Source organism: Micromonospora sp. WMMD1076 (assembly GCF_029581475.1).
Lineage (GTDB): Bacteria > Actinomycetota > Actinomycetes > Mycobacteriales > Micromonosporaceae > Micromonospora > Micromonospora aurantiaca.
Genome location: NZ_CP120862.1, coordinates 512,018 through 535,861, shown reverse-complemented (window position 1 = coordinate 535,861; position 23,844 = coordinate 512,018). Strand labels below are relative to the sequence as shown.

Sequence of the window (23,844 nt, the reverse complement as noted above, 5' to 3'; positions counted from 1 at the left end):
TCACGCCTCCAGATCAGCCAGGACGGTCGGCAGTATCCCGGCGGCCTGGGCGACCGCTGCGGGGGTGGTGTCCAGGTGCTCCAGCAGCCCGTCGACGTACGACACGTCGACCCGGACCTTCTGCACGCGCCCGTCGACGTCGCGCATGACGAACTCGCGGAAGCCGAGCCGGTTGGCCGATCCGCTGTCCGCCTGGGAGAGCGAGGCGAGTGTCGCTTCGTACCCGTCGTCGACAGGCACCCGTAGCAGCCGCAGCGCCTCGGAGGCGATCTCGCTGTCCTCGGCGATCCGGCCGACGAAGACGGTGGAGACGAGGTTCTGCACGTCGAGGCCGAGGATGTCCTTCGGGTTCTGCGAGGCGACGAGCGCCGCCAGGTTCCACTTACGGGAGTCGCGGGCGAGCCGGACCAGGAACGAGCGCCCGGACCGCCAGCCCTCCATGAAGTGCGCCTCGTCGAGGCCGACCAGTTTCCGGGAGGACATCGACCCGCCGTAGCAGCGGCGTACGGCGAGCCGGTGCGCGGTGTGCAGCATCGGCAGCGCGAGCGCCTCCTCGGCCGACCAGTACTCACGCTCGATCTTGAGGTCGGGGAGCCGCAGACCGGCCATGGTGATGACGGTGAGCGCGGCGTCGGCGCCGAGCAGCCCCTCCGGCGGCCGGCCGAAGAAGAGCATGGCCAGCGGCATCTCGGCGGTGTCGAGCAGCAGGTGCGCCAGCTCGCGGCCGGCGTCGTCGTCGAGCCCCTGGAGGCAGGTCACCACGTCGTCGAGCGTGGAGGTCTCCTCGGCCGGCACCTGGCGTACGGCGTGCCGGAACAGCGTGGCGGTGGACGCCTCCCGGGCCACCTGCGGCGGCACCAGCATCATGCAGATGTCCTGCACCAGCATCCGGCGCTCGGCGCGGGCGTTCGACACGGCGATCTCGAACTCGCGGTCGCCCGCCGGACCGGCGCCGAACTCGCTGCGCAGCGGCGTCGGGATCAGCGCGTACGGCGCGAGCGTGCCCTGTTCCGAGCCGGTCAGGTTGAGCACCCGGGAGTACGGGGCCAGCTCGGGCATGGCGCAGAGGCGGGCCAGCGGGCCGGACGGGTCGAGCAGCGTCACCTGCACGCCGCGGCGCGCGGCCAGGTAGCCGAGCGCGCCGAGCAGCGTCGACTTGCCACCGCCGGGTTCGGCGACGAAGACGGCGAGGCCGGAGCGCTCGCGTACCTCCATCGGGAAGTGCAGGTCGAGGAAGACCGGGCGGCGGCAGGTGCCGGCGGTCCGCCCGATCAGGTCGCCGCGCCGGTCGCCGACTGTGGACGCGGCCTGGGGCAGCGCGGCGGCGAGCAGGTTGACGGGCATCCGCCGGACGTAGCCGGTGTTGGCGATCGGCTCGCCGGGGATGAACTCGCGGGCCAGCCAGTCCTGGTTCTTCGGATGCTGGAGCGAGATCCGCAGCTCGCGGGAGTAGAGCTGGATGAGCCGCCGGGCCCGTTCCATGCACTCCTCCCGGGTACGGCCGCCGACCGCGATCCGGTGCCAGCCGTGTGCCCGGGCCGAGTCGACGGGCAGGCCGGTGGTCATCTCGTCGCCGATCACCAGCGCGCGCTTGGCCAGCCGCTCCAGCTCGGGCGGGGCGTCGATGCCGTGTTCGGCGTAGTCGAGCTGCTGGGAGCGGATCATCCGGAGCCGGTGTTCGAGGTTCCGGAAGGAGTCGTTGGGGCCGAGGATGTCGACCCGGGTGGACAGCTCCATCGGCCACGGCAGCCGCTCGTGGAAGTGCAGCCAGGGCTCGTGCCGCTCGGGGATCTCCAGCGGCTCCATCCGGCCGACCGCGAGCACGGCGACGTGGCGTTCCTCGCTGGTCATCCGGTTGACCAGCTTCACCGTGGAGCCGTACGGGGTGCGGTAGCGCTCGACCTGTTCGGTGAGGGCCAGCAGGTCGCCGCGTTCCCACCGGCCGTTGGTGATCGGGGACAGGACGCCGGGCGGCGCCATGCACAGCGCCACCGAGCGGTAGAGCAGCCACTCCAGCTCGGGCGCGGTGACCCGGCGCCCGCGCATGCCGAACGCGCCGAGGACCTCGTCGAACTGCTCGACGGTACGGCTCAGCCGGCGTCGCTCGCCGTCGGCGGTGCCCCGGCCGAACGTGCGGAGGAGTCGTTCGGTGAGCGAGTCGCCGAGCGACCGGCGGGCGAACGTGACACCGAGGTAGGTCTGGCCCTCGGCGTGGTTGACCGCCATCAGGTGCCGCTGGGCGGCGACCAGGTGGTCGGCCCAGCCGGTGGTGCCCGGTACGTCGGGCAGCGGCGCGGCGGTGTGCGCGTCGATGGTGCGGGCCCACTCGTCGGCCGGGAAGGGCCGGGTGGTGCGGCGCAGGTGCAGCCGGAACCCGGCGAGTCCGGCGTACTGCTCGGAGATCGCCGAGAGCAGGGCCTCGCGTTCGGCGTCCGGCCGGAACGCCCACCGCACCTCGGGCAGCCAGTACCAGGCGGTGACGGTGTTGGGGGTGAAGGTGAGGTGCCCGGCGATCTCGGTGATGGCCAGCTCGACCGACGGATCCCGGTCGCCGAACTTGATCTTCGGGGCGCGGACCCGGACCGGCTTGGTCGGCCGGTTCCGGCGTTCCGGCGTGCGCTGCCGGGGCGGCGTCACCTCGCGGTGCGCCGGACGGCCGACCTCACGCGACGGTGCCGCGCCGGTCGCGATCGGCTCCGCCGCAGTGACATCCGGTTCGCGGTAGCCGGTGGGCGCGGGGGCGGGGATCGGCGGGGGCGGCGGGAGCGCCGGCTCGGGCTCGGCCGGGGGGCGGAGCGCCGGCAGCCGGTCACCGGCCTGCTGCGGCACCCGGCTCCGGGACGGCGGCGGGGCGAGCGCGGCCGGCGGGTCGGGCCGGGGCGGCTCGACCGGCAGCGGCGCGGGCTCGGGCCGGGGGCGCCCGACCGCGCGTACCCCAGGGGTCTGCTCGCGGACCGGTGGCTCCGGTTCGGCCCGGGGTGCCGGCTCGACCGGCACGGCGGGCTGGTGCGGGATCGGCAGGGGCTCGCGGCCGACGCCGCGGCGGGGTGGCGCCACCACCGGCTCGACCGGTGCGGGCGGCGTGGACGCGGCGGGCCGCCGCCGGGGCTGCGCGCCGCCGAACAGGTCGAGGAAGGGGGAGTCGATGTCGCCGTCGGGGCGTACGGGCTCGCGCGGGTTCTTCGGTCGCGGCGGCTGGAACACGCCGACGCGGCCGTGCCCGGGGCTGGTGACGAGCGCGCTGTCGAGGACGACCTCGTCCAGATCCTCGTCCGGTGGGTAGTCGAACGATCGCGCACGGTTACCGTTGGGCCCGGCCGGGCGCCCGGCCGGGCGCCCGGCCGGGGAACCCGGCGTGGAAGAGCGACTCATGCGACCGCCTCACCCGCGTCGTTCGTCTGCACGGTTGTCGTACGCCCGGTCATGCCAGTTCCTCCCGGATCCTGATCCGGCTCGCGACGAGCCGCGGATCCCGCTGCTCGGTGGCCGGTTCCCGGGTGCGTCGCCAGTCGGTCAGCGCGGTCCGGATGACCATGCGCGCGGGCCGGTCCGGGTCGACGTACCGGAAGATGAACGAGGTCGTCACGATCGCCAGTGAGATCTCCCAGGCGGGGAACAGTTCGACCTGGAGCGTGAACAACCAGTGGATGAACATGTAGAGGGGTACGAGCAGCATGAACAGGCCGTACTGGGCGTACGGCAGGTGGACGGGAAGGGTGTACCCGGGCGGCCCCAGGTAGACGAGGCGTGCCCGGTAGATGTCGTCGTCGGTGCGCAGCCGCATCGTCGCCCAGCGCCCTACTCGAAGATCAGGTTGATCAGGTAGTCGCCGACGAAGAAGAGTGTTGCCGCTCCGGCGATGAAAGCCAGGCCGATGATGGCGATGGCCGAGCTGGTCAGCACCTTGGAGATCTCACCCCGGCTGGCCCGGCCGATGAAGATCACCCCGAGGACCGCGAGCAGGATCGGCGCGATCTTGCTGGCGAAGAAGGTGACGACGTTGTCGGTGTCGATGCCCTTCGGTGCCGGCTCGGCGAGTGGAGTCGACGCCAGGGTGTGGAGCGCGTGGTCCACGGCACTGGACGCCGTTGCCATGAGCTCGATGGCGATCACTGGAAACCTCCCCAAGGTCGCGGCCGGCGGCGCCGCGTTGGTGCAAGTAGGCAAGCCTGGCGGGATGGTGCTCGTCAGAGACAGCGCCGTCAACGCTGAGTCCGTCACCCACCACGCAGAGTGGTGAGTTTTGGGGGGATTCTTCCCGCTTCGGCCCTCCCTCCAGGCTTCGCCATCTCGATGCTGGGCAATTCCAAAGCGTACGGCCCGGCCACCTTTGCGACAAGCCGTGAAGAGTCGACCTCCGACGACCTGGATGACCGATCGTACACCTGTTCCAATGCGCACGTCAGGGGCACCGCGTCGCGCGTTCGCCCGGCGGCCGGAAGCCCTGCCGGCGAACGGTACTGTCGGGTCCGTGACCGATCTGGTACGGGCGGAGACCCCGATGGTGATGGGCGTCCTCAACGTCACGCCCGACTCCTTCTCCGACGGCGGCAGATACGCCGATCTGGACGCGGCAGTCGCACACGGGGTGCGACTGCGCGGGGACGGTGCCGACCTGGTCGACGTGGGTGGCGAGTCCACCCGGCCCGGCGCCGAGCGGGTCGACGCGGAGACGGAGACCGCCCGGGTGCTGCCTGTGGTCCGCGAGCTGAGCGCCGCCGGCATCCTCGTCAGCATCGACACCAGCCGCGCCCGGGTCGCCGAGGCCGTTCTCGCCGCCGGCGCGTACGTGGTCAACGACGTCTCCGGCGGCCTCGCCGACCCGGACATGGCCCGGGTGGTCCGCGACGCCGGCTGCCCCTGGGTGCTCATCCACTGGCGGGGGCACTCGCGGGGGATGCGTGAGCTGGCCACGTACACCGACGTGGTGGCCGACGTCCGGGACGAGCTGAGCCGGCGCGCCGACGCCGCGCTCGCCGCCGGGGTGGCCGCCGACCGGATCATCGTGGACCCGGGCCTGGGCTTCGCGAAGACAGCCGCGCACAACTGGGCGCTGAGCGCCCGCCTGCCCGAGCTGGTCGACCTGGGCTTCCCGGTGCTGTTCGGGGCCAGCCGCAAGTCCTACCTGGGCCGGCTGCTCGCCGACCCGGCCGGCGAACCCCGCCCCACCGCCGGGCGGGAGGCCGCGACCGTCGCGACGAGCGTGCTCGCCGTCGCGGCCGGCGCCTGGGGGGTACGCGTGCACGACGTCCGCGGCACCGCCGACGCGCTCGCCGTCTGGCGTGCCACCGGCAGCCCCCGGCTCGCCACCGTGACCGGCGCCCGGCCGGCGGCCGCGCCGCGGACCGCAGCGGCCACCGGCGGCACCCGGCCGGCGCAGGCGGCCGCCGGCACGAGCGGAGGCGACAGATGAGCGACCGGATCGAGCTGACCGGCCTGCGCGCGCACGGCCGCCACGGCGTCTACGACTTCGAGCGCGCCCAGGGGCAGGAGTTCGTGGTCGACGCGGTGCTCGAACTGGACCTGGGCCCGGCCGCGCGCTCGGACGAGGTGACCGACACCGTGCACTACGGCGAACTGGCCGAACGCCTGGTCGCGGTGGTCACCGGCGAGCCGGTGAACCTCATCGAGACACTCGCCGACCGGCTGCTCGCGGTCTGCCTGGCCGAGCCGCTGGTGGCAGCCGCGACGGTGACCGTGCACAAGCCGGAGGCACCCATCCCGCACGCGTTCCGGGACGTCGCAGTCACGATGCGGCGTACCCGATGACCCGGGCCGTGCTGTCGATCGGCAGCAACCTGGGCGACCGCCTCGACCACCTGCGCGGCGCGGTGGCCGCGCTCGGCGACCGGGTGCTTGTGGTCTCCGGTGTCTACGAGACTCCACCGTGGGGGGACGCCGACCAGCCCGCGTACCTGAACGCGGCGCTGATGGTCGCGGACCCGGCGGCGACGCCGGAGGACTGGCTGGCCCGCGCCCGGGCCGCGGAGGCGGCGGCCGGGCGCGCCCGCGAGCCGCAGCGACGGTACGGGCCGCGCACGCTGGACGTGGACGTCATCGCGGTCTGGGACGACGCCGGCGAGCCGGTGCTCCGCGACGATCCCGAGCTGACGGTCCCGCACCCCCGGGCCCATCTGCGCGCCTTCGTGCTGCGCCCGTGGATCGACATCGAGCCGCACGGCCGGCTGCCCGGGCACGGCTGGCTGACCGACCTGCTCAACGCCGAGCCGCTCGCCGGGGACGCCCTGGAACTGAGCCCGCGACCCGATCTGACGCTAGAGTCGGACACATGACCCGGTGGATCGTGGCCCGGCAGTGGCGAGCTGAGGAGGTGCGGTGAGCACCGACCGCTCCCCGCAGGGGCCCGACCGCTTCCGGATGGGTCCGACCCGGGCCTCCACGCTCGTGGTGGCCGGCCTGGCCGCCGCCGCGGTGGCCTGGCTGCTGATCAGCTGTTTCTACTACGACTTCGCGCCCGACCTGCCCTGGCTGCCGGTGATCACGCTGGCCGGGCTGGCCGTGCTGGAGGGCTACGCGGCGGTGAACACCAGGGGCCGGATCGAGCGGCGGCCCGGCCGGGAGCCGGTGAATCCGCTGCTGGTCGCCCGGTTCGTGGTGCTGGCCAAGGCGTCCGCGCTGGCCGGGGCCATCTTCGCCGGCTTCTACGCCGGGCTGACCGGCTGGCTCTTCGTGGAGCGCACGAACGCCGCGATGGGTGACCGGCCCGCCGCGCTCGGCGGCCTGATCGCCGCGCTGGCGCTGGTCGCGGCCGCGCTCTGGCTGGAACGTTCCTGCCGCGTGCCGGAGCAGGAGGACGACGAGGACCGCGAGCCGGGCGACCGGGAGACGCCCCGCGGGCGTCTCTGAGGGTTCCCCCCACCCCGGCCCGGCGGTACCGTCCCTGGCGACCGGAGAGCGACGGCCGCCACCGGTCCGCCCGCCCGTGGGCCGGACGCGGCCACCTGGGGGAGGCGCGAGCCAATGGCGTACGACGAAGCGGGCCGGACAGCGCCGCCGGAGACGTCGTCCGGGGTGCCCGCTGCCGTACTGGAGAACGTCTTCGACGACCCGGCCCACGGCGAACCCGGCCGGGACCGGATCGGGGTGCACGTGCTCTGGGAGTTCGTGCTGCTCGCCGGCTTGGTCGCGATGGCCTGGCTGCTCTGGCGGGAGGACGCGGACGCGCTGCGCGGCGGCGCCCTGAAGACGCTGCTCGTCGACGTCGCAGCGCTGGGCCTGCTCACGCTCGCCGCCGGCCTGAGCCTGCGGGCCGGCGCGGTGAACCTGGCGATCGGCCCGGTCGCGCTGGCCGCCGCGCTGCACTTCGCCGAGCAGGGCGACCGGGGCATGCGGGAGGCGCTGCTGCCGGCGCTGGCGGTGGCGGCGGCGGCCGGGCTGGCGCTCGCCCTGGCCGTGGTGGTGCTGCACGTGCCCGGATGGGCGGCGAGCCTGGCCGGGGCGGCCGGTGTGATCGTCTACCTGGAACGGCGGACCGCCCCGGTGACTGTCCAGGGTGACTACGACCCCCGTCGCAGCGCGTTGTACTTCTTCGTCGGCTTCGCCGCGGTCGCCGTCCTCGGTGGCCTGTTCGCCGCGATGAAACCGGTACGCCGGCTGATCGGCCGGTTCCGACCGGTCGCCGATCCGGCCCGGCGGCGCGGCGTGGCGGCCGCCACGGTGACCGCGCTGGCGCTCGTCGGGTCCACCGTGCTGGCGATGCTCGGCGGCGTGCTGATCGCGGCGAACGGGGACGGCCAGGTCGCGCCCGGCACCGGACTGGACTGGACCGTGCTGGCGGTCGGCACGGTCATGCTCGCGGGCACCAGCGCGTACGGGCGGCGCGGCGGCATCTTCGGCACCCTGTTCGCGGTCTGCCTGGTGGTGGTGTTCCTGGCCTGGACCGTGCCGCACGGCTGGACGGTCAGCCGGTGGGCGCTGGGCGGCGCCGTGCTCGGCGTGGGCCTGCTCGTCACCCGGCTGGTCGAGACGTTCGGCCGTCCCCGTCCGGCGCTGCCGGGTCCGCCCGGCCCGGTCCGCCCGGCCCCGGACGGCGCGCTGAGCGGCGGCTGGACGATGACCCCGCCGCCCGAACCGGCGGACGCCTGGCCCTCGGTGCTCCCGGTACGCCAGCACGACACCCCGGTGGAGGCATGGGAGGCCCCGCGCTGGGACAACGAACCCCGGCGCTGGGACGCCGACGACCGCTGACCCCGGCGGTGGCCGTGCGTCCGGCGAGCCCGGACTGATCTCTCCGGTTAGGCTCGGCGGCATGACCGATACTCCTGCCCCCGGCGGCCGCACCTTCGACGAGCTCGACAAGCTCTCCACCGAGGAGCTGCGCGAGCAGGCGTTCAACCTGGCGCGCGAGCGCCGCGACGTGGGCTTCTTCTGGTCGGTCCTGCGGCACTTGCCCAACGCCGACGAGGCCGCCGCGCTGGACGGCGCACCGAACTCGATCGGCCCGACCATCGACGAGGCGAACGCGCTCTGGCGTGAGCTGACCGGGCACGGCTACGACGAGTCCGCGCCGCTGCTGCGCGCCGCCTTCATCGACTACTTGATGAAGCACTGAGGTCGATGACTGCCCGCCGGCCGACGGCGGCCGACCGGTTGCGCAGGTTTGCCCGGCGGGACCGGCCGGGAACTGACCGCCGCATGGCTCTGAGCAACCGCCCCCGCACCGTCTCCCGGTACGGCACGGCCGCCGGCACCGGCACGCTCGCCGCGTTCCTGCTCGTCGCCGTCGGCGGCAGTCCGATGTACGTGGACTGGGCGCAGCGGGGCACCGACCCGACCGGGGCGGGTGGCTGGTTCCTGCGGCTGCTCGCCTGGCCGTCCTGGCGGTGGCACGCCGACGAGGGCGTGTTCGCCACCAACCTGCGGGCGATCCTGCTGATCGTGCTGGCCGCGGCGCTGCTGTACCTGCTGCCCGGCCCGCAGGTCGACCGCGTGACGTCCTCGGGCAGCCAGTTCCTCTCCGGCTGGGGCGCGTACGCGCTCGCGGGCGGGCTCAGCGCCCTGCTCGCCACGCTCCTCGGCCTGCACGGCTCGCTGTTCGCCGCGTTCCAGGCGGCCAGCACCGGCGTCACGTACGGCTTCTTCGCGGGCTGGATCGTCGGACTGGCCAGCCTCGGCGGCCGGGCCTGACCTCAGTCCACGGCGCCCAGCGTCAGCAGCCGGGTCCGGGCGAGCAGCCCCACCCCCCGGCCCTCCTCGGTGACCACCGCGTGCTCCGCGCCGGAGGTGAGCAGCGCGCCGAGCGCGTCGTACGCCGAGTCGCCGAGCGCCACAGTGGGCAGGCCGGTGCCGCCGTCGGCCGGGAGCGGGTCGAGCACCGCGCGGGTCACCGGGGTCACGGCGAGCCGCCGGATGCCCCGGTCGGCGCCGACGAACTCGCGGACGAAGTCCGAGGCGGGCGAGCCGAGCAGCGCGGCGGGCGTGTCGTACTGCTCCAGCCGGCCGCCCTCGGACAGCACCGCGATCCGGTCGCCGAGCCGGACCGCCTCGTCGAGGTCGTGGGTGACCAGCACGATCGTCTTGCGTACCTCGGCCTGCAACCGCAGGAACTCCTCCTGCAGGCGGGTCCGGACGATCGGGTCCACCGCCGAGAACGGCTCGTCCATCAGCAGCACCACCGGGTCGGCGGCGAGCGCCCGGGCCACGCCGACCCGCTGCCGCTGCCCGCCGGACAGTTCGTGCGGGTACCGCCGGCCGAACTGCGCCGGGTCCAGTCCGACAAGTTCGAGCAGCTCGCCGACCCGGTCCCGGGTCCGCTGCTTCGGCCAGCCCAGCAGCCCCGGTACGGTCGCCACGTTCGCGGCGACGGTCTGGTGCGGGAACAGGCCGACGTTCTGGATGACGTACCCGATGCGGCGGCGCAACGCCACCGGGTCGACCCGGGTGACGTCGTCGTCGCCGAGCAGGATCCGCCCGTCGGTCGGCTCGATCAGCCGGTTGATCATGCGCAGCACCGTCGACTTGCCGCAGCCGGAGGGGCCGATCAGCACCACCAGCTCGCCGGCGGCGACCTCCAGGCTCAGCTCGCGTACCGCCTCGGTGCCATCCGGGTAGCGCTTGCGGATGCCCTCCAGCGTGATCGACGCCGCGCCGCCTCCGGCGGTGCTTCCCGGGGTACCGTCCACGTGTGTCCCTCCACCTGAGCTACCGGGCCGACCCGGGCAATCCGTGGTTCTCCTGGCAGTACGTGCGGGACAACTCTGACACGATCCTCGCCGCGCTGCGGGAGCACACCTGGCTGACCGCCCGCGCCGTGGTGATCGCCGCGCTGGTGGCGTTGCCCCTCGCCGTGCTCGCGTACTGGTTCCGGTCGCTGTCGGCGCCCATCCTGGCGGTGACCGGGGTGCTCTACACCGTCCCGTCGCTGGCGTTGTTCGCGTTCCTCGCGCCGTACCTGGGCATCGGTGCGATCACCGTGCTCACCGTGGTCGCGCTGTACGCGCTGCTGGTCATCGTGCGCAACGCGCTGGCCGGGCTGAACCAGGTACCACCGGAGGTACGCGAGGCCGCCGAGGGCATGGGGTACGGCAGGTGGGGCCGGCTGTTCCGGATCGAGCTGCCGCTGGCGCTACCCGGCATCCTCACCGGCGTACGGCTCGCGACCGTGTCCACTGTCGCGCTCGTCACAGTCGGGGTGGTGGTCGGCCGGGGCGGGCTCGGCCAGCTCATCTTCGCGGGCTTCCAGAACAACTTCTACAAGGCGCAGATCATGGCCGGCACGGTGCTGTGCGTGCTGCTGGCGCTGGTGCTCGACCTGGTGCTCGCGGGCGTGGGCCGCCTGCTCACCCCCTGGCTGCGCGGGAGGTCCGCCCGGTGAACCCCGTCGAGCAGGCAGTCGTCTGGCTGAACGACCCGCTGAACTGGACCAACCCTGGCGGCGTGCTGGACCGCCTCGGCGAGCACCTGAGCATGTCCGCGCTGGCGGTGCTGCTGGGCTGCCTGGTGGCCTGGCCGATCGGGCTCTGGCTCGGGCACAGCGGCCGGGGCGGCGGGCTGGTCCTGCTGGTCTCCAATGTCACACTGGCGATCCCGACGCTGGCGCTGCTGACCATCCTGCCGCTGACGTTCCTCGGCTTCGGCCGCCCGGCCGTGGTGGTGGCGCTCGCGGTCTTCGCGGTCCCGCCGCTGCTGGCGAACGCGTTCACCGGGGTGCGGCAGGCCGACCCGGAGGCCCGGGACGCGGCCCGGGGGATGGGCCTGTCCGGCGGGCAGGTGCTGCGGCGGGTGGAGCTGCCGCTCGCGGTGCCCTACCTGGCGGCCGGCTTCCGCACCGCGGCGGTGCAGGTGGTGGCCACCGCCGCGCTCGCCTCGTTCGTCAACGGCGGTGGGCTGGGCCAGATCATCCGGGCCGGGTTCGGGCTCGACATCGCCGCCGGTGGCGGCCAGATCATCGCCGGCGGTGTGCTGGTGGCCGGGTTGGCGCTGCTCGTCGAGGGGGTGCTCGCGCTGGTGGAGCGGGTGGTCACGCCGCGCCCGCTGCGCCGGGAACGCACGCGGGCGAACCGCCGCGCGACGGCGGCGACGACCGGCGATTGAGCCGTCGGTGACGATCGGATGACGAAAACCGCTCCGAGTTTGTCGGTCGGGTCCGGAGGATATTGGCTGGAGTCGCGGGTGGCCGTCCGGATCGCCCGTCGGACACGCGGCCGGCCCGAGGGGTCGCGCCGGGACACGGAAGGCGGGCACTGAATGCGCGCGCGTACGACACTGGCCGCGGGGGCGCTCGGCGCACTCACCGCGGCTGTTCTCCTCACCGGCTGCGGCGACGCCGGCTCGTCCGGCACCGACGCGCCCGAGCAGGGCGCCTCGGGCGCGGGCTGCGCTCCGGTGGCCGGCGACCAGCTCGTCGTCCTGACCGACGACAAGAAGCTCCAGGACACCGACAACGTCATCCCGGCGATCAACGCGAAGGCGGCCACGCCGCAGCTCGTCGCCGCGCTGGACAAGGTCTCCGCGAAGCTCGACACCCCGAAGCTGATCCAGCTCAACCGGGCGGTCGACGTCGACCGCAAGACGCCGCAGGTCGCGGCGCAGGAGTTCGCGTCCGCGAACGGCGTGACCGACGGGATCGAGAAGGGCCCGGGCGGCCAGATCACGGTCGGCGCCGGCAACTTCAGCGAGAGCCAGACCATCGCCGAGCTCTACAAGATCGCGCTCACCGCGGCCGGCTACCAGGTCGAGGTGCAGACCATCGGCAACCGGGAGCTCTACGAGCCGGCCCTGGAGAAGGGCCAGATCCAGGTCGTCCCGGAGTACGCCGCCACGATGGCGGAGTTCCTCAACACCAAGGCCAACGGCAAGGACGCCCAGCCCGTCTCGTCGCCGGAGCTGGACAAGACGGTCGCGGCGCTGAAGACCGAGGGTGACAAGGCCGGTCTGGTCTTCGGCCAGCCGTCCCAGGCGCAGGACCAGAACGCGTTCGCGGTCACCAAGGCGTTCGCCGACAAGTACGGCGTGTCCACGCTCTCCGACCTGGCCGCCAAGTGCTCCGGCCAGGCCACAGTGCTGGCCGGGCCGCCGGAGTGCCCGCAGCGGCCCAAGTGCCAGGCCGGTCTGGTCGAGGTCTACGACTTCAAGGCCGGCTCGTTCAGCTCGCTGGACGCGGGCGGCCCGCAGACCAAGAACGCGCTGAAGACCGGCTCGGCGAGCGTCGGCCTGGTCCTCTCCTCCGACGCGGCGCTGGCCACGAGCTGACGCACCACCGCCGGCCGGCGCCACGCGTGCCGGCCGGCGGCATGGCTGCCCTGTACGACGGGCCGCTCATCGAGTGGTGGTGCCGACCCGTTCCCCTCCGGTGGAACTCTCGGTACTCTGCTCAGCCATGCCAGCCTCGGTCGCGCCCGCCGACAAGAGCACGCCCACCCTGCTCACCGTCCTGTTCTGGGTCGGTGTGGGGCTGGCGCCCCTGGCCGCGCTCATCCTGCTGATCGCCGACGGCAACGGCTCGCTCCGGTTCGGGGCCGTTCTGGCGATCCTCGCCGTCGTGCTCATCGGTCTGTCCATCGCGCTTCGGCCGGAGAGCGGTCCCGGGGGTGCGGCGTCCGAGGAACTGCGCGAGGAGTTGGCGCAGCTCCGGCGCGAGCTGCGCGCCGAGATCGTGGCCGCCGCCCAGCGCGGCAACCAGGCGCTCGACCAGGCACGACGGGCCGAGGAGGTGGCCGGGGCGGTACGGCACCGGCTCGACGCCGCCGCCGCCGGAGTGGCCGCCACGCCCGCGTCCGCCTCGGCGTCTCCCTCCGCGTCGGCGCCGGAGCGCCCGAGCGGTGCGGCAAGGGTGCCGGTCACCGGCACGCCCGACGATGGCCGGGCGCACCCGGCCGGCCGGGACGACGACGAACCGGCACGGACCGGTCGGCACGACGCCGAACCGGCGGCGCGGGCCACCGTACGTCCGGACCGGCCCGCGAGCGGGGTGTACGGCGCGGCGCGGGTGTCCGACCCGGTGGCCCGGCCGGAGACCCGCCCGGTCGGCGTGGTCCACCACACCGAGACGGTGCACGTCACCACCCGGCACACGATCGTCGGCGGTGGTGAGCCGACCGGCACCCGGTACGGCGGATTCCCCGGCGGCTGGCCGGACGAGGACCGGTCCCGGGGCGCGGACCCGGCCGGCCACCGGCACGCGGGACACCGCGACCCGGGCCGGGACGACCGGTCGGGCCGCCGAGCCGGGTCGGACGACGGCGGTTGGGGTGCCGGGTCCGGCGACGACGGGCACTCGTGGGCCGACCCCGGGCGTCCCGGTGCCGAGCATCCGTGGGCGGGTGTCGGCCGGGCCGCCGCCGGGGAACCGGGCTGGGCCGGGCGTACCGCAGGGGAACCGGGCTGGTCCGGGCCCTCAGCCGGGGAACCGGGCCGGTCGGGGCGTACCGCCGGGGGTGGCTGGTCGAGCGACCAGGGCCGGTCGGCGGCGGAGGAGCAGCGGCCCTGGTCCGGCGGCGGTGACGACCGGGCCGGCCGGTCGGCGGGCGCCTGGCCCGCGGCCGCAGCGGGCGTACCGGACGTGCCGCCCGGCCGGGCGGGCACCGACGGCGACCAGTGGTCCGAGATGCGTGCCGGCAACCGGTGGGCAGCGGTCCGTGACGACGGCACGGGCCGGGAGGTCCGCCTCGGGGAGCGGCGGGCCGCAGTGCACGCCGACGGTGGCGGCACGGAGTACCGGGTCGAGGACCGGTGGGCCTCGGTACGCGGCGGTGGACCGGACGCGAGCGGACCGGACGGACCGGACGCCCGCTGGCCCGGGGAGAGCCACCCGGCGCTGCCGGCCGGTGGGGTGCCGGTGCCGCAGGAGTGGCGGCCGCCGACGCAGCGCAGCGCACAGCCGGAGTGGCGTCAGCCACCCCCGGAATGGCGTCAGCCGGAACCCGAGTGGCGCCGATCGGAACCGGAGTGGCGCCAGCCCGAGCCGGAGTGGCGCCAACCGGAAGCGCGGCAGGCCGAGTCGCAGTGGCGTCGGCCCGAGCCGGAATGGCGGCCGGCGGAACCGGAGCGGCGCAGCCCGGAGCGCGGTGGACACGGCGAGCCGTATCGGGACCCCGCCGACCGCTGGCGCTGACCCCGCCGGCTACTTGTCGATGTCGCCGACCACGAAGAACATCGAGCCGAGGATGGCGATCAGATCCGGCACCAGGCAGCCGGGCAGCAGCGACGACAGCGCCTGCACGTTCGCGTACGAGGCGGTGCGCAACTTGAGCCGCCACGGCGTCTTCTCGCCCCGGGACACCAGGTAGTAGCCGTTGATGCCGAGCGGGTTCTCGGTCCAGGCGTACGTGTGCCCCTCGGGCGCCTTCAGCACCTTCGGCAGTCGCGTGTTCACCGGCCCGCTGATCCGGTCCACCCGGTCCAGGCACTGCTCGGCGAGGTCGAGCGAGACGTACACCTGGTCGAGCAGCACCTCGAAGCGGGCGTGACAGTCACCCGTGGTCTTCGTCACCACCGGCACGTCGAGCTGGTCGTAGGCCAGGTACGGCTCGTCGCGACGCAGGTCGAGGTCGAGCCCGGAGGCGCGGGCGACCGGCCCGGACGCGCCGAACGCGGCGGCGTCGGCGGCGGACAGCACACCGACCCCGACGGTACGGGCCAGGAAGATCTCGTTGCGCCGGATCAGGTTGTCCAGGTCGGGCATCCGGCGGCGCACCTCGGCGATGGCGGCGCGTGCGCGCCCGGTCCAGCCGGACGGAACCTCCTCCTTCAGGCCGCCGACCCGGTTGAACATGTAGTGGATCCGGCCGCCGGAGACCTCCTCCATCACGGCCTGGATGGTCTCCCGTTCCCGGAACGCGTAGAACATCGGCGTGATCGCGCCGATCTCCAGCGGGTACGAGCCGAGGAACATCAGGTGGTTGAGCACCCGGTTCAGCTCGGCCAGCGCCATCCGCAGCCAGGTGGCGCGCTCCGGCACCTCCATGCCCATCAGCCGCTCGACAGCGAGCACCACGCCCAGCTCGTTGGAGAACGCCGAGAGCCAGTCGTGCCGGTTCGCCAGCACGATGATCTGCCGGTAGTCGCGTACCTCGAAGAGCTTCTCCGCCCCCCGGTGCATGTAGCCGACGATCGGTTCGGCGGCGACCACCCGCTCCCCGTCGAGCACCAGCTTCAGCCGCAGCACGCCGTGCGTCGAGGGGTGTTGCGGCCCGATGTTGAGCACCATGTCGGTGCCGAGCTGCTCACCCCCGGCGCCGGTACCGACTGTCAGCTCGCGGAGGTCGGCGGCGTCCGTGGTCATGCCCGTCATCGTGCCACGACCGCGTCGAGCGCGACGCCGACCGGCTGCCGCAGCCACAGGTGCCCGCCGAGCCCGGCCGGGTCGGTCAGTTCGGCCGCCGCCGACGCCGCGGCCAGCGCCCGCAGGTAGCCGGCCGGGTCGCGACCGGCCAGGCTCAGCGGCGGTCGCCCACCGTCGGCCCCGAGCGCCAGCAGCGCCTCCCGCTGAGAGACCAGGGAGTACGCGCACCGCGCGACCCGCTCACCGGCGGAGGCGACCGAGTCCATGGCGACGTGCGCCGTCACGTCGCAGGAGCCGTCCGGGACCGGCGGCACCTGCCGCCCACCCCGATACCCGGTGAGCGTCCCGTCGGCAGGACGCGAGTCCCGCAGATGCCCGTAGTCCACGGCGAGCGCCAGCCCTCGCGCCACCTTCCCCACAGCCCCGGCCCAGGCCAGATCCCGCGACCACCCGATCTCCGCCCTCCCTCCGACCCCGCCTCCGCCTCCGCCGACGTCGGTGATCAAGGAGTTCGTGTCCTGATCCGGGCCCTCCGCCGACACAAACTCCTTGATCAACGGGGTGGGAGCCGGGGTGGGAGTCGGGGTGGGCGGCAGGGGCAGGGGCGGGGGCGGGGGCCACCAGTGGGTCAGCCAGGTGGCGTCGGTGGGGGTAGGGGGCGGTCCGGCTGTCTCCTGGCCGGTTTTCGGGTCCACCAGGAGGAGGCGCCAGCCCGACTGGGTGTGGACCGCCACGTCGAGGGGGACGTTGTCCAGCCATTCCGTGGCCAGGAGCAGGCCGGTGATGTCGTCGGGGATGTCGGGGCGCCAGTCGATCTCCGGCGGCAGGTCCGGCGGGCGGGCCGACAGCTCCACAGCCACCGGGTGGATCCGGGCGGCCAGCTCGGGTGCGGCCTGCGCCAGCAGCGCCCGGAGCAACTCGCCCCGGCCCGCGCCCACGTCCACCACGTCCAGCCGGTCCGGGTGCCCCAGCGCCGCGTCCACCGTCTCGAGCTGCCGCAGCACGCACGCGGCGAAGACGGGCGAGGCGTGCACACTCGTGCGGAAGTGCGCGGCGGGCCCGCCGCCGGAGACGAAGAAGCCGTCCGGCCCGTACAGCGCCCGCTCCATCGCGTCGCGCCAGCGCAGCGGGGAGGTCACCGGGCCGACCCTACGGGACGTACCCGAACGGGCGGTTTGCCCGCCACCGCAGCTGCGGCTTCCGGCGGTCGGTGAAGGTTTTCACACCTTCTTGTTTCGGGTCTGTCACCCGGGCGCATACTTGCCATCGACCGGTACCCCCTTCGAGGACTGGATCGCTGCCATGAGCGCACCGCTGCGCCCCCGGGCCACCGCTGCCCCGCTCGTCTTCCCGCGTACCCTCGCCGTCGGCGTCCTCGGCGCCGGCCGGGTCGGCGCCGTGCTGGGCGCGGCCCTCGCCGCAGCCGGTCACCGGGTGGCCGCCGCATCCGGCGCCTCGGGTGCGACGAAGGCCCGGATGGCGCTGCTGCTGCCGCAGACCCCGCACCGCTCCGCGTCCGCCGTGGCGCGCGCCGCCGCCGACCTGCTGATCGTCGCGGTCCCGGACGACGCGCTGGCGGGCGTGGTCGCCGACCTGGCCGCGAGCGGCGCGCTGCGCCCCGGCCAGGTGGTGGCGCACACGTCCGGCGCGCACGGGCTCGCCGCGCTGGCGCCGGCCGCCGCGGCGGGCGCCCGGCCGCTCGCGCTGCACCCGGCGATGACCTTCACCGGTACGCCGGACGACCTGTCCCGCCTGCCCGGCATCTCCTACGGGGTGACCGCCCCGGCCGAGCTGCGCCCGTTCGCGGCCCGGCTGGTGGCCGACCTGGGCGGCGTACCGGAGTGGGTCGGTGAGGCCGACCGGCCGCTCTACCACGCGGCACTCGCGCACGGCGCGAACCACCTGGTGACGCTCGTCAACGAGGCCGCCGACCGGCTGCGCGACGCCGGTGTGGAACGGCCGGAGAAGGTGCTCGCCCCGCTGCTGCGGGCAGCGCTGGAGAACGCGCTGCGGCTGGGCGACGACGCGCTCACCGGCCCGGTGTCGCGTGGTGACGCGGGCACCGTACGCCGGCATCTGGACCGGCTGGCGCGGACCGCGCCGGAATCCGTACCCGCGTATCTGGCGTTGGCACGACGGACGGCGGACCGTGCCGCCGCCGTCGGCCGTCTTCGCCCGGCGGACGCGGCCGCGCTGCGCAACGTGCTCGACGGAATCGAGGTGGCGGCCTGATGGCCGAGGTGCTGCACACGCGCAAGGAACTGGCGGCGGCCCGCGAGGCGATGGCCGGGCCGGTCGGCGTGGTGATGACCATGGGCGCGCTGCACGACGGGCACGAGGCGCTGCTGCGGGCCGCCCGCGAGCGCGCCGGTCACGTGATCGTCACGATCTTCGTGAACCCGCTGCAGTTCGGCCCGAACGAGGACTTCGACCGCTACCCACGCACGCTCGACACCGACCTGGAGATCTGCCGCCGGGCCGGGGTGGACGTGGTGTTCGCGCCCTCGGTGACCGAGATGTACCCGGAGGGCCGCCCGACGGTGCGGCTCGACCCGGGTCCGCTCGGCGAGGACCTGGAGGGCCTGAGCCGTCCCGGCTTCTTCCACGGCGTGCTCACGGTGGTCATGAAGCTGCTCCAGCTCACCCGCCCCGACCTGGCGTTCTTCGGCGAGAAGGACTACCAGCAGCTCACCCTGGTCCGCCGGATGGTCCGCGACCTCGACGTGCCGACCGAGATCGTCGGCGTGCCGACCGTACGGGAACCGGACGGGCTGGCCATGTCCAGCCGCAACCGGTACCTCTCGGCGGAGGAGAGGCGGACCGCGCTGGGCCTGTCCGCCGCGTTGCGGGCCGGCGCGGCGGCGGCCGAGCGGGGTGAGGACGCCGGCGCGGTGCTGGCCGCCGCGCACCGGGCCTTCGACGCGCCGGACGCCCGCCTGGACTACCTGGTGCTCACCGACACCGAGCTGGAACCCGGCCCGGTCGCCGGCCCGGCCCGGCTGCTGATCGCGGCCTGGGTCGGCGCCACCCGCCTGATCGACAACACGGCGATCCACCTCGCGCCGCGTCCCTGAACCCCACCACGAATGCGGAAAGGCATCCCGATGCTGCGGACCATGCTCAAGTCGAAGATCCATCGGGCCACCGTGACCCAGGCCGACCTGCACTACGTCGGCTCGGTGACTGTGGACGAGGACCTGCTCGACGCGGCGGACCTGATCCCCGGCGAGCAGGTCGCGATCGTGGACATCACCAACGGCGCCCGGCTGGAGACGTACGTGATCCCGGGCCTGCGGGGCAGCGGCGTGATCGGCATCAACGGCGCCGCCGCGCACCTGGTGCACCCGGGTGACCTGGTCATCCTGATCTCGTACGGGCAGATGGACGACGCCGAGGCCCGCGCGTACCGCCCGCGGGTGGTGCACGTCGACGCCGACAACAAGGTCGTCGACCTCTCGGCGGACCCGACGACCGCAGCCCCCGGCACCGCCGGAACCCCCATCCCCAACCCCCTGGCCGCCGCGTCTCGCCGTTGATCTTGCAGCTTCGGCCCCTCTGCCACCCCTTTTGAGCGCTTTGTCGGGGCGGTTAGTGCAAGATCGAGGGGGCGGGCGGGCGGGAAACGCGGTCTGTCACCGGAACGTCATTTTCGGCTACCCTGGGCGGACCGTCGGGATTCGACGGTCGTCGGCTGGGGGAGGCCGCGATGCGCCGTGCGATGAGCTTCCTGGTCGCCGCGATGGTCGCGAGCGCCGCCCTGGCCGGCTGTGCCGGGGCCGGCGGTCTGGACGGCGACCTCACCGACGACTGGGCCGCGATGGCCGCCCCCGGGCCGTTCACCCCGGTGGCCGGGGTCTGCCAGGTCGCCGACTTCACTCCGAGCGTCGGCCTGGCCGCGTACGCGCCGGTCGGCTGCGAGCTGCCGCACCGGGTGGAGACCGTGCACGTGGGGGCGTTCACCGCCGACCGGCCCACCCCGCCGCCGCTCACCTCACCCGAGCTGCGTACCGCGTTCACCGACTGCGACAAGCGGGCCGCCGGGTACGTGGGTGACGACTGGCGTGCCGGGCGGCTGCGGCTGGCGGTGGCGGTGCCGACGGGCGCCGGCTGGACGGCGGGCTCCCGCTGGTACCGGTGCGACCTGACCGAGTTGACCACGGTCGAGGCGGCGGCCACCGTGGTCACCCGGACGGGCAGCCTGCGTGACGCGCTCAAGGCGCCCTCCCCGCTGCGGCTGGGCTGCCAGCGCTCGGTGCGGGACACGAACCGCGTGGAGCGGCTCAACCCGGTCGACTGCGCTGTCGCGCACGACGCCGAGTTCGTCGGTGTGTGGGCCGCGCCTGACCGGCCGTACCCGAAGAAGCCGGAGGACTGGGTTCCGCTCTACGACGGCTGCTTCGGCGTGATCGCCCGGTACGCCGGGGTGCCCGCCGACGGGCTCCTGCGCTACCGCAGCGACGTGGTGGTCCGTCCGCCCGCTGCCGGTCGCTGGGCGGTCGGCGACCGGGGCGTGCGCTGCTACCTGTGGCTCAGCGACCGTAGGGTGACCACCTCACTGAAGGGCGCCGGACCGGCCGGCCTCCCGCGCCGGACGAGGTAGCGGACCGCACTCGTCACGCCCCCCGCGCCCGAGCCGAGTGCGCTTCGGGTTGACTGTGCTCATGGACCTACCGACCGTCGACCTGCCGGCGCTGCCCCGGCTGCTCGCCGCGCCCGCCCCCGGCTGGGTGGAGACGACAGACGTGATCGTGGTCGGCTCCGGCGTGGCCGGGTTGACCGCCGCGCTGCACCTGCGCGAGGCCGGCCTGCACGTCACGGTGGTCACCAAGGTCGACATGGACGAGGGCTCGACCCGCTGGGCGCAGGGCGGGATCGCCGCCGTGCTGGACCCGGCGGACACCCCTGACGCGCACGCGTACGACACGGAGGTCGCCGGCGTCGGCCTCTGCGACCCGGCGGCGGTCCGCGCGCTGGTGGCCGAGGGCCCGACCCGGCTGCGCGAGCTGATGCGGATCGGGGCGGAGTTCGACCGCAACCCGGACGGCTCGCTGATGCTGACCCGGGAGGGCGGCCACCGGGCCGACCGGATCGTGCACGCGGGTGGCGACGCCACCGGTGCGGAGGTGCAGCGGGCGCTGCACGACGCGGTCCGCCGCGACCCGTGGATCCGGCTGGTCGAGCACGCGCTGGTGCTGGACCTGCTGCGCGCTCCCGGCGACGGGCCGGGCGGGCTCGGCCCGGCCTGCGGCATCACGCTGCACGTGCTCGGCGAGGGCAGCGAGGACGGCGTCGGCGCGATCCTCGGCCGCGCGGTGGTGCTGGCCACCGGCGGCATGGGCCAGGTCTTCGCCGCCACCACCAACCCGGCGGTCTCCACCGGGGACGGGGTGGCGCTGGCGTTGCGCGCGGGCGCCGCCGTCACCGACGTGGAGTTCGTCCAGTTCCACCCGACCGCGCTGATCGTGCCGGCGGGCGGCCCGGGCGCGGGGCTGGCCCAGCAGCCGCTGGTCTCCGAGGCGCTGCGCGGCGAGGGCGCCCACCTGGTCGACGGCGACGGCAAGCGGTTCATGGTCGGCCAGCACGAACTGGCCGAGCTGGCGCCGCGCGACGTGGTCGCCAAGGGCATCCACCGGGTGCTCCTCGCGTCCGGCGCGGACCACGTGTTCCTGGACGCCCGGCACCTGGGCGGCGACTTCCTCGCCCGGCGGTTCCCCACCATCGTGGCGTCCTGCCTGGCCATCGGCGTGGACCCGGCGACCGACAGGATCCCGGTCGCGCCGGCCGCGCACTACGCCTCCGGCGGCGTTCGGACCGACCTGCGCGGCCGTACCTCCATCCCCGGCCTGTACGCCTGCGGCGAGGTCGCCTGCACCGGCGTGCACGGCGCGAACCGGCTCGCCAGCAACTCGCTGCTGGAGGGCCTGGTCTTCTCCCGCCGGATCGCCGAGGACATCGCCGCCGGGCTGCCCGAGCAGGCCCGCCCGGCGGAGACCGGCGCCTGGGTGGGCGGCCCGGGCGCGCTGGTGCCGGCGTCCGGCACGGCGGAGCTGCAACGGGCGATGACGCGGGGCGCCGGCGTGCTCCGGTCGGCGGACACGCTGGAGGCCACCGCCGCCACGCTCACCGGGCTGGGCGCGGGCCGGGGCGTGCCGCGTACCGCCGACTGGGAGGCGACGAACCTGCTGACAGTGGCGTCGACGCTGGTCGCGGCCGCGTACGCGCGCCAGGAAACGCGGGGCTGCCACTGGCGGGAGGACTTCCCGACGGCCGACGAGCGGTGGCTGGGCCACCTGGTGGCCGAGGTGGGCACGGACGGCATTGTGGCCGAGCGCTGGGAGGCGACCAGTGAGCGCGAGGAGTGAGCCGGTCTTGCGAGCCCCGCAGTCGCGAACGAAGGAGGCACAGTTCATGAGGGAGTCGACGGAGCGGGCGCTGCGGGACGGCGGTCTGGACCCGGAGCGGGTCCGGCGCGTCGTCGTCGACACGCTGCACGAGGATCTGGGGCCCGACTTCCTCGACGTGACGAGCGCGGCCACCATTCGGGACGACCAGCACGACACCGCCGATCTGGTGGCGCGCGCCGATGGCGTGGTGGCCGGGCTGCCGGTCGCCGCCGCCGTGTTCGAGCTGGTCGGCGAGGTGACCGGCGCGGGGCGTACGGTCGAGGTCTCGCTCGTCGCAGGCGACGGGCAGCGGGTGGCGCGCGGCGACGTGCTGGCCACCGTGACCGGGCCGACCCGGCTGCTGCTGACCGCCGAGCGGACGGCGCTGAACCTGCTGTCCCGCATGTCCGGGGTGGCGACGCACACCCGGGCCTGGGCCGACGCGCTGGCCGGCACGAAGGCGACGGTGCTGGACACCCGCAAGACCACGCCCGGCCTGCGGGCGCTGGAGAAGTACGCGGTCCGGGCCGGTGGCGGCACCAACAAGCGGATGGGCCTGTACGACGTCGCCATGATCAAGGACAACCACAAGGTCGCGGCGGGCGGGATCGCTGCCGCGTTCCGCCGGGTCCGGGAGGCGTTCCCCGACGTCGCGGTGCAGGTCGAGGTGGACACGCCGGCCGAGGCGGTGGAGGCGGTCGAGGCGGGGGCGCGGTTCCTGCTGCTGGACAACATGACCCCGGCGCAGCTGCGCGAGGTGGTGGCGTCGGTGGGCGACCGGGCGGAGCTGGAGGCCACCGGCGGGCTGACGCTGCCGATGGCCGCCGAGTACGGCGCGACGGGCGTCGACTTCCTCTCCGTCGGCGCTCTCACCCACTCCTCGCCGATCCTGGACATCGCCCTCGACCTGCGTGACGTCTAGGCTGCCGCTGTGCTGCTCTGCATCGACATCGGAAACACGAACACCGTGCTGGCGACCTTCGACGGCGACAAGCTGGTGCATTCGTGGCGGATCAAGACCGATGCCCGTTCCACAGCGGACGAGCTGGGCCTGATGTTCCGCGGACTGCTCGCCGGGGACGCGGTGGAGATCACCGGCGTGGCCGCCTGCTCGACAGTGCCGGCCGCGCTGCGCTCGCTGCGCACCATGCTCGATCGGTACTACGCCGACCTGCCCAGCGTGATCGTCGAGCCGGGCGTCCGGACCGGTGTGCAGCTCGCCATCGACAACCCGAAGGAGGTGGGCGCGGACCGGGTGGTGAACACGCTGGCCGCGTACACGCTCTACGGCGGGCCGTCGATCGTCGTCGACTTCGGCACCACCACCAACTTCGACCTGGTCAGCAGCCGAGGGGAGTTCCTCGGCGGGGCGTTCGCCCCCGGCATCGAGATCTCCTTCGACGCGCTGGCCGCCCGCGCGGCCCAGCTGCGCAAGGTGGAGGCGACCCGCCCGCGCTCGGTGATCGGCAAGAACACCGTCGAGTGCCTCCAGGCCGGGCTCTACTTCGGCTTCGCCGGCCAGGTGGACCGGATCGTCGAGCGGATGTCCGAGGAACTGGGCGGCGTGAAGGCGGTCATCGCCACCGGCGGCCTGGCCTCGCTGGTGCTCGGCGAGTGCCACACCATCACCCACCACGAGCCGATGATCACGCTGATCGGCCTGCGGATGGTCTACGACCGCAACGTCTGAGGTGCAAGGAAGGGCCCCCTGTTAACGCC

Annotated in this window: 24 protein-coding genes; 18 read left to right on the top strand and 6 right to left on the bottom strand. The window is 74.2% G+C overall.

Features of this window, described 5'->3' with window-relative positions; genetic code table 11:
• Genes O7622_RS02770 through O7622_RS02760 form a run of 3 tightly spaced genes read right to left on the bottom strand, consistent with a single transcriptional unit; the run spans position 1 to position 4,113 of the window.
• Positions 1-3,372, bottom strand: coding sequence for an ATP-binding protein (locus O7622_RS02770; protein ID WP_282311723.1), 3,372 nt, complete (start codon positions 3,370-3,372; stop codon positions 1-3).
• A gap of 49 nt (positions 3,373-3,421) precedes the next feature.
• Complete coding sequence (locus O7622_RS02765; protein ID WP_013288977.1) at positions 3,422-3,784, bottom strand: hypothetical protein; 363 nt, start codon at positions 3,782-3,784, stop codon at positions 3,422-3,424.
• 14 nt (positions 3,785-3,798) lie between these two features.
• On the bottom strand, positions 3,799-4,113 hold the full coding sequence (locus tag O7622_RS02760) for a hypothetical protein (protein WP_013288976.1): 315 nt from the start codon (positions 4,111-4,113) through the stop codon (positions 3,799-3,801).
• A 358-nt stretch (positions 4,114-4,471) separates the two neighbouring features.
• Between O7622_RS02760 and folP the strand changes: the two genes are divergently transcribed.
• The 7 genes from folP (at position 4,472) to O7622_RS02725 (ending at position 9,147) form a co-directional block, all read left to right on the top strand.
• A complete protein-coding gene (gene folP, locus O7622_RS02755) occupies positions 4,472-5,413 on the top strand; it encodes a dihydropteroate synthase (RefSeq protein ID WP_282311722.1) in 942 nt (313 codons plus the stop codon).
• Positions 5,410-5,769 (top strand): dihydroneopterin aldolase, encoded by a 360-nt coding sequence (folB, locus tag O7622_RS02750; protein ID WP_281588535.1) that lies wholly within the window; start codon positions 5,410-5,412, stop codon positions 5,767-5,769. Before folP ends, folB begins: the two co-directional genes overlap by 4 nt.
• Positions 5,766-6,293, top strand: a complete 528-nt coding sequence (gene folK / locus O7622_RS02745; protein ID WP_282311721.1) for a 2-amino-4-hydroxy-6-hydroxymethyldihydropteridine diphosphokinase — start codon at positions 5,766-5,768, stop codon at positions 6,291-6,293. The genes folB and folK overlap by 4 nt, the downstream gene beginning before the upstream one ends.
• An 85-nt stretch (positions 6,294-6,378) precedes the next feature.
• Entirely contained in the window at positions 6,379-6,867 is a 489-nt protein-coding gene (locus O7622_RS02740; protein ID WP_282314010.1) for a DUF3180 domain-containing protein, read from the top strand.
• A 114-nt stretch (positions 6,868-6,981) separates the two neighbouring features.
• A complete protein-coding gene (locus O7622_RS02735) occupies positions 6,982-8,208 on the top strand; it encodes an ABC transporter permease (RefSeq protein ID WP_282311720.1) in 1,227 nt (408 codons plus the stop codon).
• A gap of 61 nt (positions 8,209-8,269) precedes the next feature.
• Positions 8,270-8,572 carry a hypothetical protein gene (locus tag O7622_RS02730; RefSeq protein ID WP_269703652.1) on the top strand — a complete coding sequence of 101 codons (303 nt, stop codon included), beginning with the start codon at positions 8,270-8,272 and terminating at the stop codon, positions 8,570-8,572.
• Between the two features lie 83 nt (positions 8,573-8,655).
• Positions 8,656-9,147: a hypothetical protein gene (locus O7622_RS02725; RefSeq protein ID WP_282311719.1), complete on the top strand. Its 492-nt coding sequence runs from the start codon at positions 8,656-8,658 to the stop codon at positions 9,145-9,147.
• A 2-nt stretch (positions 9,148-9,149) separates the two neighbouring features.
• Here the strand turns inward: O7622_RS02725 and O7622_RS02720 are convergent, their stop codons facing one another.
• Positions 9,150-10,142 (bottom strand): ATP-binding cassette domain-containing protein, encoded by a 993-nt coding sequence (locus tag O7622_RS02720; protein WP_282311718.1) that lies wholly within the window; start codon positions 10,140-10,142, stop codon positions 9,150-9,152.
• 2 nt (positions 10,143-10,144) lie between these two features.
• On the opposite strand from O7622_RS02720, the gene O7622_RS02715 reads away from it, so the two are divergent.
• From O7622_RS02715 to O7622_RS02700, 4 genes are all read left to right on the top strand, one after another.
• Positions 10,145-10,834 (top strand): ABC transporter permease, encoded by a 690-nt coding sequence (locus tag O7622_RS02715; protein ID WP_013288967.1) that lies wholly within the window; start codon positions 10,145-10,147, stop codon positions 10,832-10,834.
• Positions 10,831-11,553 (top strand): ABC transporter permease subunit, encoded by a 723-nt coding sequence (locus O7622_RS02710; protein ID WP_282311717.1) that lies wholly within the window; start codon positions 10,831-10,833, stop codon positions 11,551-11,553. Before O7622_RS02715 ends, O7622_RS02710 begins: the two co-directional genes overlap by 4 nt.
• A 153-nt stretch (positions 11,554-11,706) precedes the next feature.
• On the top strand, positions 11,707-12,711 hold the full coding sequence (locus tag O7622_RS02705) for a glycine betaine ABC transporter substrate-binding protein (protein ID WP_282311716.1): 1,005 nt from the start codon (positions 11,707-11,709) through the stop codon (positions 12,709-12,711).
• 127 nt (positions 12,712-12,838) lie between these two features.
• Positions 12,839-14,572, top strand: coding sequence for a hypothetical protein (locus tag O7622_RS02700; protein ID WP_282311715.1), 1,734 nt, complete (start codon positions 12,839-12,841; stop codon positions 14,570-14,572).
• Between the two features lie 9 nt (positions 14,573-14,581).
• Here the strand turns inward: O7622_RS02700 and O7622_RS02695 are convergent, their stop codons facing one another.
• Both O7622_RS02695 and O7622_RS02690 read right to left on the bottom strand, forming a co-directional pair.
• Positions 14,582-15,751, bottom strand: a complete 1,170-nt coding sequence (locus O7622_RS02695; protein WP_282311714.1) for an NADH-quinone oxidoreductase subunit D — start codon at positions 15,749-15,751, stop codon at positions 14,582-14,584.
• Positions 15,748-16,851, bottom strand: coding sequence for an SAM-dependent methyltransferase (locus O7622_RS02690; RefSeq protein ID WP_282314009.1), 1,104 nt, complete (start codon positions 16,849-16,851; stop codon positions 15,748-15,750). Before O7622_RS02690 ends, O7622_RS02695 begins: the two co-directional genes overlap by 4 nt.
• A gap of 193 nt (positions 16,852-17,044) precedes the next feature.
• Here O7622_RS02690 and O7622_RS02685 point away from each other — a divergent pair, with 193 nt between their 5' ends.
• The 7 genes from O7622_RS02685 (at position 17,045) to O7622_RS02655 (ending at position 23,815) form a co-directional block, all read left to right on the top strand.
• Positions 17,045-17,974 (top strand): Rossmann-like and DUF2520 domain-containing protein, encoded by a 930-nt coding sequence (locus tag O7622_RS02685; protein WP_282311713.1) that lies wholly within the window; start codon positions 17,045-17,047, stop codon positions 17,972-17,974.
• On the top strand, positions 17,974-18,816 hold the full coding sequence (gene panC, locus O7622_RS02680; protein WP_282311712.1) for a pantoate--beta-alanine ligase: 843 nt from the start codon (positions 17,974-17,976) through the stop codon (positions 18,814-18,816). The genes O7622_RS02685 and panC overlap by 1 nt, the downstream gene beginning before the upstream one ends.
• Positions 18,817-18,846: 30 nt before the next feature.
• The gene (panD, locus tag O7622_RS02675) at positions 18,847-19,278 is read left to right on the top strand and encodes an aspartate 1-decarboxylase (protein ID WP_282314008.1); all 432 of its coding nucleotides are present in this window, start codon (positions 18,847-18,849) and stop codon (positions 19,276-19,278) included.
• 170 nt (positions 19,279-19,448) lie between these two features.
• Entirely contained in the window at positions 19,449-20,342 is an 894-nt protein-coding gene (locus tag O7622_RS02670) for a septum formation family protein (RefSeq protein ID WP_282311711.1), read from the top strand.
• Between the two features lie 61 nt (positions 20,343-20,403).
• Positions 20,404-22,104, top strand: coding sequence for an L-aspartate oxidase (locus tag O7622_RS02665; protein WP_282311710.1), 1,701 nt, complete (start codon positions 20,404-20,406; stop codon positions 22,102-22,104).
• Positions 22,105-22,150: 46 nt separating this feature from the next.
• Positions 22,151-23,047 (top strand): carboxylating nicotinate-nucleotide diphosphorylase, encoded by an 897-nt coding sequence (gene nadC / locus O7622_RS02660; protein WP_282311709.1) that lies wholly within the window; start codon positions 22,151-22,153, stop codon positions 23,045-23,047.
• Between the two features lie 9 nt (positions 23,048-23,056).
• Positions 23,057-23,815 carry a type III pantothenate kinase gene (locus tag O7622_RS02655; RefSeq protein WP_013288955.1) on the top strand — a complete coding sequence of 253 codons (759 nt, stop codon included), beginning with the start codon at positions 23,057-23,059 and terminating at the stop codon, positions 23,813-23,815.
• Positions 23,816-23,844 lie beyond the last annotated feature (29 nt).

What these genes read in the sequence shown, in the direction of transcription:
- O7622_RS02740 (WP_282314010.1), top strand. Translation starts at nt 6,379, where the DNA reads ATGGGTCCGACCCGGGCCTCCACGCTCGTGGTGGCCGGCCTGGCCGCC.
- O7622_RS02665 (WP_282311710.1), top strand. Translation starts at nt 20,404, where the DNA reads ATGGACCTACCGACCGTCGACCTGCCGGCGCTGCCCCGGCTGCTCGCC.
- panC (WP_282311712.1), top strand. Translation starts at nt 17,974, where the DNA reads ATGGCCGAGGTGCTGCACACGCGCAAGGAACTGGCGGCGGCCCGCGAG.
- O7622_RS02685 (WP_282311713.1), top strand. Translation starts at nt 17,045, where the DNA reads ATGAGCGCACCGCTGCGCCCCCGGGCCACCGCTGCCCCGCTCGTCTTC.
- O7622_RS02730 (WP_269703652.1), top strand. Translation starts at nt 8,270, where the DNA reads ATGACCGATACTCCTGCCCCCGGCGGCCGCACCTTCGACGAGCTCGAC.
- O7622_RS02690 (WP_282314009.1), bottom strand. Translation starts at nt 16,851, where the DNA reads ATGGAGCGGGCGCTGTACGGGCCGGACGGCTTCTTCGTCTCCGGCGGC.
- O7622_RS02700 (WP_282311715.1), top strand. Translation starts at nt 12,839, where the DNA reads ATGCCAGCCTCGGTCGCGCCCGCCGACAAGAGCACGCCCACCCTGCTC.
- O7622_RS02725 (WP_282311719.1), top strand. Translation starts at nt 8,656, where the DNA reads ATGGCTCTGAGCAACCGCCCCCGCACCGTCTCCCGGTACGGCACGGCC.
- O7622_RS02735 (WP_282311720.1), top strand. Translation starts at nt 6,982, where the DNA reads ATGGCGTACGACGAAGCGGGCCGGACAGCGCCGCCGGAGACGTCGTCC.
- folB (WP_281588535.1), top strand. Translation starts at nt 5,410, where the DNA reads ATGAGCGACCGGATCGAGCTGACCGGCCTGCGCGCGCACGGCCGCCAC.
- O7622_RS02695 (WP_282311714.1), bottom strand. Translation starts at nt 15,751, where the DNA reads ATGACGGGCATGACCACGGACGCCGCCGACCTCCGCGAGCTGACAGTC.
- O7622_RS02770 (WP_282311723.1), bottom strand. Translation starts at nt 3,372, where the DNA reads ATGAGTCGCTCTTCCACGCCGGGTTCCCCGGCCGGGCGCCCGGCCGGG.
- O7622_RS02705 (WP_282311716.1), top strand. Translation starts at nt 11,707, where the DNA reads ATGCGCGCGCGTACGACACTGGCCGCGGGGGCGCTCGGCGCACTCACC.
- O7622_RS02765 (WP_013288977.1), bottom strand. Translation starts at nt 3,784, where the DNA reads ATGCGGCTGCGCACCGACGACGACATCTACCGGGCACGCCTCGTCTAC.
- folK (WP_282311721.1), top strand. Translation starts at nt 5,766, where the DNA reads ATGACCCGGGCCGTGCTGTCGATCGGCAGCAACCTGGGCGACCGCCTC.
- O7622_RS02670 (WP_282311711.1), top strand. Translation starts at nt 19,449, where the DNA reads ATGCGCCGTGCGATGAGCTTCCTGGTCGCCGCGATGGTCGCGAGCGCC.
- panD (WP_282314008.1), top strand. Translation starts at nt 18,847, where the DNA reads ATGCTGCGGACCATGCTCAAGTCGAAGATCCATCGGGCCACCGTGACC.
- nadC (WP_282311709.1), top strand. Translation starts at nt 22,151, where the DNA reads ATGAGGGAGTCGACGGAGCGGGCGCTGCGGGACGGCGGTCTGGACCCG.